This is a genomic window from Flavobacterium sp. SM15, from assembly GCF_022012335.1.
GTDB lineage: Bacteria > Bacteroidota > Bacteroidia > Flavobacteriales > Flavobacteriaceae > Flavobacterium.
In genome coordinates, this window is the sequence record NZ_JAKLTO010000007.1 from 1 (window position 1) to 13,361 (window position 13,361).

The window sequence follows — 13,361 nt, forward strand, 5'->3', positions numbered from 1 at the left end:
TTAAAGGTGTAGCCGAAGAAACACAACCCGTAGCCGTATCGCGAACAGTTACATTGTATCCTCCTGGGGTAAGTCCTGTAAAAGTAGTTGAAACCTGATAAGTTACTCCGTTTACACTATATTGTAAAGTAGCTCCGCTTGGACCCGTTACAACAATTGTTCCCGTTGGAGTGGTACACGTTGGTTGAACTGTCACACTCGCAGTCGGTGCTGCCGGGTTAGCCGGAATCGGATTTACGGTTACTGAAGAAGCAGCTGAGCAACCAGTTCCTGTATCGCGAACAGTTACGTTATAAATTCCAGGTGCTACACTAGAAAATGTAGTTCCGGCCTGAAAAGTTACTCCGTTGATACTATATTCCAAAGTAGCTCCTGTTGGCGCAGTCACTACGATTGTCCCTGTTGGAGTGGTACACGTGGGCTGAACCGTTACACTAGCGGTCGGTGCTGCTGGGGCTCCTGCCGCAGGATTTATTACTACCGGAGTTGCTAAAGAAGCACACCCAGTAGCCGTATTTCTCACAGTAACATTGTAGGTACCTGGAGCCAATCCTGCAAAAGTTGTCGATGCTTGATAAGTTGCACCATTAATACTGTATTCCAAACCTGCACCTACCGGAGCTGTTACTACTATCGTTCCGGTTGGACTCATACACGAAGGTTGAACCGTAGCACTTGCTGTTGGAGTTGCCGGAATTGCATTAACGGTGATCGGTACATTAAAAGTGGAACTACATCCGAAGCGGTCCGTTGCAGTTAAAGCATAGGTAATATTACTTGTTGGAGAAACCGTTGGAGTTAATGTAGTACTGTTAGCCATGTTGGTTGTCGGACTCCAAGAATAACTCACAATTGCATTAGTGTCTCTTAAAATAACATCCCATGAAACTAAACTTCCGGTTCCTCCACCACCGCCTCTATTATCTGCAACTTTAAGTGTCCAAGTTGTATTGGAATTTCCTCCCGCTGCATTAATTGCATCTAAAACAGTCTGAGGAAAGCAATAAGTTCTTGTTCCACTGAAAGTGGCCAATGGAAGCGGAGTGAAATTATACGTATTTCCATTCACGGTTATCGTTACCGCATTTGGTGTTGGACCTCTACCAATGTCTGAATGTTCGGTATGGTTTATTGTAAAACAAATGGATTGCAACATTCCTGCTGTTAAGGTAGTATTTGCCATACCAGAGGAAGTAATGTTATCGGTTAAACCTGCTGCGTTATTATTAGGAATGGCCGTATTTACAGTTCTAGAAAACTGTCTGTCGTTATAAGGCGTTCCAAGTGACACCACTCCATTCAGGTTAACGCTTTGCCCATTACATATTGAAGCACTTGCTGGGTTAACCACAATAACCGGCCCAGCATTTAAATTAACACGCTGTGAAGACACACTGGTACATCCGTTTCCGGTCACCACTAATGAAATTAGATAATCTCCCGTGGCTGTATAAGTATGTGTTCCCGGATTTGGACTGTTAGAAGTTGTTCCATCACCAAAATTCCAAGCATAAGTAGATGCCCCAATAGAGTTATTGGTAATGGTCACTACTTGCGGAACCGTACAAGAAGACTGTGGACTAACTGTAAAAGAGGATAAAGTTCCCATCTGGAACGTCCCTCCCCAATCTAAGGTAAATCCGTTATTGGTTTGACTAAAGTTATCAATCAGCAAGGCATATGTTTGACCTGCCGTCACTGTTATTGGAGCATTGAATTCTGCAGGACACGTCTGACCTGTTGTATTGGTCAACATCCCGAAATTGGATCCCGGACTGGCACAACCGCCCATGGCTACTTGGGTTGCATAGTTGTAATTACACGACACCAAAGTACCTAAACATCCTGAGGTAACGTTATAAAGTGCCCAATCGTATTCGTCGGCAGCAATAGGATTTCCCATAAATTCAAGGGTTCCAGTTACTCCAACTGTAAATTGAATCCAAACGTCTTTTCTAACGGCGGCAAAAAAACAAGAAGGCTGCACACCACTTGCCGTAAAACCTGCTAAACTAGGAAACGACATACTGGCTTTATTACAAACATTTGTTGCCGATGCACAACCGTCTCCTGGGCTGCTGCTTGGAGGGGTAGAATTAATACAAACTTCAAAAGTTCCGGTACCGCTACCGTTGGACTCTACCGAAACCCACACCTGTGTCCCTGGAACTAATCCAACCGTTGCCGAAGCGGCCGCTGATCCTGTTGCCGCATTACAAACATCATAGGTACCAGTAGCACAATTCGATGTCTTTATCGTTACAACAGCATTGGTAATCGGGGAAGCTCCATTTGGAGTAACAATCACCGTGTTGTTTGCATTTGTGGCAATGAATGTGTACCAAACTTCCTTACCCGGACCAGCGGTATCACAGGTAATGCTGTTATCACTGGTAGCATTCAGGTTGGAAGAATTAAAACAAATTGAACCCGAAGCAGGTAAAGCCACCGCTTGGGCATTTCCACAGGTATCGTTGGAAGGCACCTGCGCCATTGCCTGTAGGGACAATAAGGTTAAGAATAAAAAGTATAGTTTTTTCATAAGAATTTATTCTAATAGGTTGAAATCAGTTCGAGTTTTACATTCTTCTGAATACCTTTTTTGGGTAAAATCATCAACCGTACTTCGGTTCCCAATTGAACATATTTCACTTGGTTTTCAGATCGGTTTTGTTCGATGATTTCATCAATGTTGTAAGGAATAGCCGGTTTACTTCTCGGGTTTTTCACCTGGATTTGAAAAGTTCCTTCGTATTTTTTCAACTTTTCATCAATACTCAAACCGTTGCTTTTATTCTTTTCCTGAGCAAAAAGACTCAGTGTAAGCATTAAAAAACACAGCAATTGGAATACTTTTTTCATTAGTTAGAAAGGTTTAATTAGTTATTTCATGTAATTATTTAGCATAGAAAATCCGACAACAACAGTACATACTGATGAAATCAGGAGAGATTAGTTTAGCAAAACCGTAAAATGAAGATTACTTAAACAACTGATGAATCTTGAAAAGCGCAGGCTGTTGCTTTTCATTTGTTCGAACGTTATAGAATGCTGAAATGTAATTTTGTTTCATAAATAATTTTACTATTTAAGTTATTTTAACACAATTTTTACAAGAATTTAAAAATTGGTCTAATATACATTTTTATAACATATTTTATATTTTTTATTAATTTTTTTTTAAACTGTAAAGAATTCAGTGTTTACAAGTGTTTTAAAAGATTATTTAACAAAAAAGAATGGTTTATTAATAATTTCAGAAGTTTAAAAAAGTCAAAAAACGACAAAAAGGGTGTTTAATCGAAAAAAAAAAGCTGTAAAAACTGTGCGCAAAAGAAATTCCTGTGAATTTCATATATTTGAACCTAAATCTGCAATTGATGAAATTACCGAACGCTAAAAAAGTCTATTTTGCATCCGATCAACACTTTGGAGCACCAACAGCAGAAAAAAGTGCTCCCCGAGAGCAAAAGTTTGTGGTTTGGTTGGACGAAATAAAACACGATGCCGATGCTTTATTCCTCTTAGGTGATCTTTTTGACTTCTGGTTTGAATACAAAACCGTAGTTCCCAAAGGCTTTGTAAGGGTCCTTGGAAAATTAGCAGAATTAAGAGACAGCGGAATACCCATCTTCTTTTTTGTAGGAAACCACGATTTATGGATGTATGATTATTTTGAAAAAGAACTCAACATTCCGGTTTATCACAAACCAAAGCACTTCACCATTTGCGAAAAAGAATTTTTTATCGGACACGGAGATGGTTTAGGCCCCGGAGACAAAGGATATAAGCGCATGAAAAGAGTATTCACAAACCCTTTATCCAAAACATTGTTCCGATGGCTGCATCCCGATATCGGAGTGAAATTAGCACAATACCTTTCGGTAAAAAACAAATTGATTTCCGGAAAAGAAGACGTAAAATATCTGGGAGAGGAAGGCGAATGGTTAGTTCAGTATTCGAAAAAAAAATTGACTGAAAAACACTATGATTACTTTATTTTCGGACACAGACACCTACCCCTCGAGATTATGCTCAAAGACAACTCGAGGTATTTTAATTTAGGTGACTGGATTGGATATTTTACTTATGGGGTATTCGATGGAAAAGATTTCGAACTAAAAAAATACAACCATTAATGATGGCTTAAATGCCCGTCGGTATAGGTTTTACCTTTCCAATACTGCATTAACGCAAAAGCCCCTATTGCCGAAGAAGCCAAGCCTTCAAAAAGCAAACCGGCACAGTATTGGTAAATTGAAGGGCTGCCTCCGAAAAGAAATGCCTCGGAAAGAGTCTTAATGTATTCTGCACCTCCACGTAAATGGATGTAAATATTAAGCCCTATCACACTTAAAATCACCCCAATAAAAGCCGTCATTGCTCCCGAGGTAAGATTATAAAGATAATTGGTTTCTCCATCGTGAATGTTGGCTTTAATGGTGCGGTTAATTCCTAAAAGCACAATAAAAATGTTTAAGATTCTCAGATAAAAAATGTTGGACAAGCCCATAAGCTCCATGGCAAGAAAGTACACACCAATACCAACAAAGATTATTAAACCGTTTCTAAATTCTCTTGACTTAATCATAGCATTACAAATTTAACAGTTAAACACGATTTAAATAACGAAAATACCAATAAATCAAACAATAGTCTGATAAAAAATAGCATCTGTTAACAAATGTAAAGAATATTTTTCAATACTCGGTTTACCGGCACGCTAATTATTAGTTAAATAGAATTTAAAACCGATTAACGGTAAAGAAGCACCCAGCTAGAATGAGAAAACCAATCCCATTTTACGGAAGCTAAGTCCACATTCGGATCAATGAGTTGTTTGGAAGGTTTGCGATTTACCGAAACCGAACAATCCGCAAAAACAGCAACCTCGATACCTTTACTAAAATAGTATTCTTTGATTCGTTGAGCCGTCTGCCAAATCATATCGGGCTTTGTAGCCATTTCACTCCATTGAATATGAGTAAGATGCTCTTCAAAAGAATCGGAAATTAAGGTTTTATTCTTTTTATCAAGGATTCTAAAATGCAGGGTTCCGCTTCGTTCACGCAACATCATGCGCCAACTGAGTCGGTGCCCTTCTTCGGTCCATAAAACATCTCCTTTTATAAACCAATGTCGTAAAGGCAAAAGAAACTGTAAGATAAAATAAGGGATAAAAAAAAGATATACGATTTTTCTACCTTGATTAAGAAGCAGAGCATTTTCCGTGTTAAAAACCGGTTTGTTTTTAAAAAACAATGCACGAATGGTTTCCGGAGGATAAAAGAAAAGCGCAAAACTTAAAGCGAAATAAGGAAAAATTCCAATTTTTAGAAAAACCGAATTGAACAGATGAAAAAACAATGCCGCAACAACTGCAAGCGTTCTTGTTCTCTTCCAAAGCAGCATCGGAACAATTAATCCGTCAAAAGCGATACCCGCATAAGCAATAAAAAGACTGAACCAATGCTGTCTGAAAACAACATTAATCCAACTGTTTTCGGCTATGTTAAAAAACAAAATCCGTGTATAGGTTCCATCGAGCCAGTCGGGGTAAAATTTGGCAAGAGTGGCAAAAAAATAAACGATAGCCATTTGAAAAATCATCACAAAAGCACACCAGGAAGGCATTGAAAGCTGTTCCACAACCCTTTTTTGCTTTACATCCAAAGAAGCATACCTGTTGGCTGGAAGAAAAAACAGAATCAAACCAACCAGCATCAACAAGTAATAATGGTTATTGTATGAGGTTTTCTGCATGAAATAAGTTCCCGACCAAAGCAGGGTAAGCAAGCCAACACTCCATCGGTAACGATAGCCCAGCATTACTGCAATCGAGAGCATTCCCATTGCAAAATAATACCCATACATTCCGTAACCAGGCAAGGGTTGCAGCCACTCAAAACCAATAAACGAAAAGGTAAATTCCGGAAGCAGAAAATTATGCTTGACCCAACCCGTTAAAACAGCTCCAAAAGCTTCACAGGCAAAAAGAAAGCCGAACAGCATCCGAAAAAGAATCAGCGCACTGTTGTCTATTTGCCGAAACAAGCTGTTATTCATCCAACAAATGTTTTTGAATATACTCGATTGTAGTTTGCTGATCCTGATGCAATTGCTCCTTTAAAGCCTCAACCGAAGGAAATCTAACCTCATCTCGAATACGTTGGTGAAGGGCAACCTGAATTTGCTTTCCGTACAAATCTCCATCAAAATTCAAGAAATGAACCTCTACAGAAGGAACCGTTCCACCCACAGTAGGATTAACGCCTATGTTCATCATCCCAAACACCTTCTTACCATCAATCTTAGAAGAAACAACATAAACTCCTTTTTGAGGAACCAACTTATACTCTTGATCAATTTTAATATTAGCGGTTGGAAAACCGATGGTGCGTCCTAATTTTTTCCCTTCTACAACCTGTCCGGAAAGAAAATAGTTATAGCCCAAGTATTGATTGGCCAAAGCGATGTTTCCACTATCGAGCGCATTCCTGATTTTGGTCGAACTGATGGAAACCTGATCAATTTCCTGAGCCGAGATTTGTTCCACCTCAAAACCGTATTTTTTACCAAAAAAAATCAAATCGTCCAGGGTTGCCGAACGATTTTTACCAAAACGATGGTCGTAGCCAATAATGATTTTGGCTATTTTGAATTTATCAACAAGAATTTCTTTTACGAACTCTTCAGCAGAAAGATTAGAAAAAGCTGCATCAAAAGGATGAACCACTAAATTATCCACTCCACATCTGGAAAGCAAATGCGATTTTTCCTCAATAGTATTCAATAACTTAATATCGGAATGCTGCTGCAACACCATCCGGGGATGTGGAAAAAACGTAAGCACTAAACTCTCACAACCAAGTTCTTTGCTGCCTGATATGATTTTATCTAATATGGATTTATGCCCAAGATGTACACCATCAAAGGTACCTAGTGTTACCACCGTAGGTGATGACGCATTAAATTCTGGTATGGAGTTAAAAATTTTCAAAAGAATACATTTGGGCAAAGGTAATTAATGCTGATTATTTTAGAAAATTAAATACATTTTTACAACCTTTATCAATTTGTTAAGAAAAATTTAAAAAAAATCAAAAATAAATGTATTTTTGAAGCCTTAACTATCTAATAACTAAAAAAATGAAACGAATTTTACTGTTTTCGTTTGTGGCCGCAATGAGTTTTTCCGCTCAGGCACAAACTGAAAAGGCCTGGAGCCCCGCCAAAGGCCGTAATTTCGAGACTGCTAAAGGTGTAAAACGCCAAGCATTTCCGAAAAAGTACGATTTGTACCAACTGGACATCAACCCGATTAAACAGGCGTTGTTTTCAGCGGTAGACAAAACGTCAAGACAAAGTGTTATTATTTCACTACCAACTGCAAAAGGAGGTATTGAACAGTTCGAAATGTATGAAGCTTCAAACTTCGAGGCGGATTTACAAGCGCAATTCCCTGAAATCAGAGCGTTTTCCGGAAGAGGTATCACTGACCGTTATGCGACCGTTAAATTAAGTATTTCTCCACAAGGAATCCAAACCATGATTTTCAGAGCCGACAAGGAAAGTGAATTCATGGAACCGTATTCTAAAGACCGTACCGTTTACGCTGTTTACAACTCTCAAAGAGAAAAAGGGAAATACGGATGGGCGTGTTCAACAGACGACAAACACATGATGGAAAACCTTGACCGTCAAATCCCAAACACTAACAAATCAGATGCTGGTCAGTTAAAAACCATGCGTTTAGCTCAGTCATGTAACGGAGAATACGCAAACTACCACGGCGCTTCTACAGCTGGAACTGCTGCAGACAAAGCAATGGTTTTAGCTGCTTTCAATGCAACATTAACCCGTTGTAACGGTGTTTATGAAAAAGATTTGGCTTTACACTTAAATCTTGTAGCAAGTACAACAAACGTAATTTACTGTAATCCGGCTACTGACCCTTACTCAACCACACTAAGCCAGTGGAACGCTCAATTACAGAACGCATTAAGCTCTTCATTGACTGGACCTTCTACTTCATTAGCTGCAAACAATGCCGCTTATGACATCGGACACATGTTTGGTGCTTCTGGAGGTGGTGGAAACGCCGGATGTATTGGATGTGTTTGTGTTAACGACACTTCAAGCACAACAGACAACAACAAAGGATCAGGTATTACTTCTCCTGCAGACGGAATTCCGGAAGGAGATAACTTCGACATCGATTACGTTGTTCACGAAGTTGGTCACCAATTAGGAGGAAACCACACCTTCTCAAACAGCAACGAGGGTTCTGGTGTTAACAAAGAAGTAGGTTCTGGTGTAACCATCATGGGTTATGCGGGTATTACTTCTCAAGATGTGGCACCTCACTCTATAGACATTTATCACGAAGCTACAATTGCTCAAATTCAAGCAAACTTAGCCACAAAAACATGTCCGGTTACTACTCCAATCAGCGCTAACAATGTGGCTCCGGTAGTAAGTGCTGTTGCAAACTTTTCAATTCCGATCAACACTCCGTTTGTACTTACAGGAGCTGCAACAGACGCTAACAACGATCCTCTAACTTATTGTTGGGAACAAAACGACGATGGTGGAGCTCAAACAGGAGCTAGCAGTGGTGCAAGAGCAAACAAACCTGTTGGACCAAACTTTATTTCTTGGCTTCCAACGGCTTCTCCTTCAAGATATTTCCCTAAAATCGAATCAATTGTTGCAAACTCTGCTACAACATCACAAGTAGGTGGAGACGCAGGAATGTTATCAGAAGCATTAAGCTCTGTAGCTCGTGATTTGAATTTCAGATTAACAGTTAGAGATAACGCACCGTACAGCTCAACAGCTCCGGTTACTGTAGGACAGACCTCTTTTACAGACATGAAAATTACAACAGTTGCAACTGCTGGTCCTTTTACAGTAACAGGTCCAAACACTGCGGTTTCTTGGGCAGCTGGAACCAACCAAACCATTACTTGGAATGTAGCTAATACAGATATAGCTCCAATCAACGCTAAATATGTAGACATTTATTTATCTACAGACGGAGGTTATACTTACCCAACATTATTAGCGAGCAGAGTTCCTAATGATGGTAGTGAAACCATCACTGTTCCTAACAATTTAGGTTCTGCAAACCGTTATATGGTAAAAGCTAACGGCAACGTTTTCTTCGATATTTCCAATATTAACTCTTTAGTACCTGCTGGAGGAACTACTTTCTCGGTAGCTTTCAACGGAACTGACGGAGGACAAAACAAGTCAGCTTGTCAAGGAACGGATGTATCTTATGATATTGTTTACAAAGCGCTTAATGGTTTCTCAGGAACTACTTCATTCTCTGCTACTGGAAACCCTGCAGGTTCAACAGTAACGTTTTCACCAAGTACAATTTCAGCAGACGGAACAGTAACTATGACAATCAGCAATACTGCAACTGCTACACCTGGAATTTACAACATTATGGTAACGGCTACTTCTGGAGCAACTTCAAAAACAGTACCTTACTATTTTGAATTGTTCAACTCAAGTTTCACAGCAATGTCTTTGACAACACCGGCAGATAATGCAAACGGACAAGGATTAGCTGTTAACCTTACTTGGGCTGCAAACGGAAATGCTACAAATTATGATGTACAAGTTGCTACTGATAATGCTTTCACTAACATCATCAGTTCAGGAAACTCAGCTTCAACAAACTATAGCGTGAGTGGATTAAACCAAGCTACAGATTATTTCTGGAGAGTATTGCCTAAAAACTCATCTTGTAGTGGAGTTTACAGTACTGCTTATAAATTCACAACGGGAACTGTGACTTGCGCAAACGCTTCGTCTACAAACATCCCATTAACGATTTCAGCTTCCGGTACTCCAACAATTAACTCAACGTTAAGCATTCCTGCTGGAGGAACTATTAGTGATGTTAACCTTACAATGAACGTTACCCACTCTTGGATTAACGACTTGACGGCTACTTTAATCAGTCCAACCGGAACTCAGGTTCAATTATACGCAAGACCTTGTACCAACACACTTATCCAAAACATAAACGCTACGTTTGACGATTCAGGAATAGCGGTAGTTTGTGGAACCAACCCTGGTATCAGCGGAACTGTAAAATCAACTCAGGCTCTTTCAGCATTTAACGGGGAAAACTCTACCGGAACTTGGACTTTAAGAATTAGTGATGCTGCTAATCAAGATGGTGGTTCATTAAATTCATGGAGCTTAAACATCTGTACTGTTACTGCTTTAGGAACTCAAGAAAACAACCAACTTGACGGATTCACAATTTACCCGAATCCAAATAACGGAGCTTTCAACATTCGTTTAAACTCAACTTCAGGAAATGATATCAAAATTAATGTTCATGATATCAGCGGAAGACTTGTATTTGACAAATCATACAGCAATACAGGAGCTTTCGACCAGAATTTACAATTAAACAACGTTCAGGCTGGAATTTACATTGTTACCGTTCAAGACGGAGACAAAAAAGAAGCAAAACGAATTGCTATCCAATAATTCTATTTTGAGATAAATTCAAAAAAAGGCGTCAATTATTGACGCCTTTTTTATTTAAGTGATTGAAATTTGCAGTTTTACAAAAAAAAATTAACTTTGACAAAACTTAACATTAACTAACATTAAAAATGAAAAAAACATTACTTGTTTCTATTTTAGCACTAAGCTGCTGGAATGGTTTTTCCCAAAGTAAACTTTGGAACAAAACCTCAGAAGAAAAAGTTGCTGTTTTATCCAAATTTGAAAGGATGTCAAATCCAGACAAGTTTGAATTGTTTTCAGTAAATTTTTCAGAACTTAAAAACGCCTTATCTACAGCACCTTTAGATACTTCAGGCATTACTTCAAACACTGTTGTTTCTTTCCCGGACTACACTGGAAAGATTTCAAACTACGTGATTTACGAAGCACCGGTTATGGAAAAAGGACTTTCCGACAAATATCCAGACATCAAATCTTATGTAGGTAAAGGTATCGAAGATAAAACCGCCACCATTCGTTTCAGTACTTCTCTTTTTGGTTTACATGTAATGATGACTTCAGGTGAAGCCGGAACCTATTATATTGACACCTACACAAAAGACTTGAACAATTACATCGTTTACAGCAGAAAAGACATCAAAAATACCAGAACTTTCAGCTGTATGGTGGAAGATTCTCCTGAAGAAGTTGCTTCTGAGATAAACACCGGTCTTTTAAAAGCAACCGATGGAAAATTCAGACAATACCGTTTGGCTATGGCGTGTACCATTGAGTATGCAGCTTACCATGTTAACGCTTCTCCACAAACTGAAACTACAGACGCTGAAAAAAAAGCAACGGTTTTGGCTGCCATGAACACTACAATGACACGTGTTAACGGTATTTACGAGAAAGACATGTCCTTAAGAATGAACTTAATTGCTAACAACGACGCAATTATCTTCATCAGTACAGACAATTTCAGTAACTCAACAGCTACCAGCTTAATCAACGAAAGTCAAACTGAAATTGATGCTGCTATCGGATCGGCAAACTATGACATCGGACACACTGTAAGTACAGGCGGTGGAGGTCTAGCTCAATTAAACTCACCATGTTCTTCTAGCAAAGCAAGAGGAATTACAGGATCTCCTGCGCCGGTTGGAGACCCTTATGATGTGGACTATGTTGCACACGAGATGGGCCACCAGTTTGGAGGACCTCACACGTTTAGCGGAACCGGAGGATCATGTACCGGAAACGCAAGTGCTGCAGATGCAGTAGAACCAGGAAGCGGAACAACCATTATGGCTTATGCCGGTATTTGTACTAACAATGTACAGTCGAACTCCGACCCATATTTCCATGCGGTAAGTATTGCTAAAATGACTGCTTTCATGACCGGAGCAGGAAACTGCGCAACACAAGCGGCTAATAGCAACACACCTCCAGTTATTGCCTCTTTAACAAATTACACTATTCCTAACGGAACTCCTTTCGTTTTAACCGGAAGCGCGACAGATGCAAATCCTTCAGCGGCTCTTACTTATTGCTGGGAGCAAACCAATGCAGCTAACGGAATCGACATTCCAAGCCCAACGCAAACATCTGGACCAAACTTCAGATCACTTAACCCTACAACTTCTCCAAGCAGATCATTCCCTAATGCTCAGAGTGTATTATCAGGACAGCCATCAACTTGGGAAGTATTACCAACTGTAGCCCGCACCATGAACTTTGCTTTAGTAGTACGTGACAACCAAACACCAACAGGTGGTCAAACAGCAAGAGCCAACATGACTGTTACAACTGTTGCAGGAACTCCTTTTGCAATTACCTCTCCAAATGTTGAGAACACCTCATGGAACCAAGGTTCTACACAAACTATTACTTGGAACGTAGGACCAACCAATGCAGCACCAATCAATACTACAAACGTTAACATCATGTTATCTACAGATGGCGGAACAACCTACTCAACTTTAGTAGCAAACACTGCAAATGATGGTACGGAAACAATTACCGTTCCTAACATCGCAGCTCCATATTGTAGAATCAAAATTGAACCTGTAGGAAACATTTACTATACCGTTTCAAAAAGCCTTTCAATCGGTTATACAGTAGTTACTCAAACAATTTGTACCGATTACACCAGAACTGTATTTGCAAACCCTAACCTTCAGACTTCTTGGGCTGCATTCAATTTACCAGCGCCTCCGGGAGTAACCGACAGCTATACAATTACTGACGCTAACGTAACTGTAGTTGCTAATGCTGCAAGAACTAACCAAGTATCGTTTGGACTTGTAAAACCAGGATCTAGCGTTGTTGATTTTGTATTATTTGACGGACCTACATCAGGTTGCGGAAATGCTGTTGCAAACCTTAATGTGAAATTTGACGATGAAGGCGCTGCTTTCGCTTGCGGAAATGCTAATAGCGGTCAAAGTTACAAGCCACTTACCAGCTTAACAGGTGTTGACGGAATGAACTCTGCCGGTCAATGGTTATTAGCTGCAAAAAGTACTGTGGCAGGAAACACTATCTCTAGTATTACTTTAAATTTATGCCGTACTGAAACTACGATAACCTTAAATTCGGAATCATTCGGCTTACAAAACTTCTCAATCTATCCAAACCCGAACAACGGTAACTTTACAGTTCAGTTTGATTCACAATCAAGCAACACCATTAAAGTTGGGGTTCACGATTTAAGAGGACGTTTAGTATTCGAGAAAGACTACCAAAACACTGGAGCGTTTAACCAAAATTTACAATTGAACAATGTTCAGTCTGGAATTTACATGGTAACCGTTCAGGATGGTGACAAAAAAGAAGTGAAGAAAATTGTAATCAACTAATTCACTAAGTATATTAAATTA

Annotated in this window: 8 protein-coding genes; 3 read left to right on the plus strand and 5 right to left on the minus strand. The window is 39.5% G+C overall.

The features are described 5' to 3' along the window. Together LZZ90_RS11660 and LZZ90_RS11665 are read right to left on the minus strand one after the other, a co-directional pair. Positions 1 to 2,542: PKD domain-containing protein (locus LZZ90_RS11660; protein ID WP_237790876.1), on the minus strand; the 2,542-nt coding region annotated here is incomplete at its 3' end. Positions 2,543 to 2,553: 11 nt separating this feature from the next. Next, a complete protein-coding gene (locus tag LZZ90_RS11665) occupies positions 2,554 to 2,862 on the minus strand; it encodes a hypothetical protein (protein WP_237790877.1) in 309 nt (102 codons plus the stop codon). Between the two features lie 518 nt (positions 2,863 to 3,380). On the opposite strand from LZZ90_RS11665, the gene LZZ90_RS11670 reads away from it, so the two are divergent. After that, complete coding sequence (locus LZZ90_RS11670; protein ID WP_237790878.1) at positions 3,381 to 4,139, plus strand: UDP-2,3-diacylglucosamine diphosphatase; 759 nt, start codon at positions 3,381 to 3,383, stop codon at positions 4,137 to 4,139. On the opposite strand, the gene LZZ90_RS11675 is transcribed toward LZZ90_RS11670, so the two are convergent. From LZZ90_RS11675 to LZZ90_RS11685, 3 genes are all read right to left on the minus strand, one after another. Beyond that, positions 4,136 to 4,591 carry a hypothetical protein gene (locus tag LZZ90_RS11675; RefSeq protein WP_237790879.1) on the minus strand — a complete coding sequence of 152 codons (456 nt, stop codon included), beginning with the start codon at positions 4,589 to 4,591 and terminating at the stop codon, positions 4,136 to 4,138. The genes LZZ90_RS11670 and LZZ90_RS11675 overlap by 4 nt on opposite strands. A 164-nt stretch (positions 4,592 to 4,755) precedes the next feature. Next, positions 4,756 to 6,066: an HTTM domain-containing protein gene (locus LZZ90_RS11680; RefSeq protein ID WP_237790880.1), complete on the minus strand. Its 1,311-nt coding sequence runs from the start codon at positions 6,064 to 6,066 to the stop codon at positions 4,756 to 4,758. Then, positions 6,059 to 7,000, minus strand: a complete 942-nt coding sequence (locus LZZ90_RS11685; protein ID WP_237790881.1) for a bifunctional riboflavin kinase/FAD synthetase — start codon at positions 6,998 to 7,000, stop codon at positions 6,059 to 6,061. The genes LZZ90_RS11680 and LZZ90_RS11685 overlap by 8 nt, the downstream gene beginning before the upstream one ends. 149 nt (positions 7,001 to 7,149) lie before the next feature. Here LZZ90_RS11685 and LZZ90_RS11690 point away from each other — a divergent pair, with 149 nt between their 5' ends. Then, positions 7,150 to 10,518, plus strand: coding sequence for a reprolysin-like metallopeptidase (locus LZZ90_RS11690; protein ID WP_237790882.1), 3,369 nt, complete (start codon positions 7,150 to 7,152; stop codon positions 10,516 to 10,518). Positions 10,519 to 10,646: 128 nt separating this feature from the next. After that, entirely contained in the window at positions 10,647 to 13,340 is a 2,694-nt protein-coding gene (locus tag LZZ90_RS11695) for a reprolysin-like metallopeptidase (protein WP_237790883.1), read from the plus strand. The last annotated feature ends 21 nt before the right edge of the window (positions 13,341 to 13,361 follow it).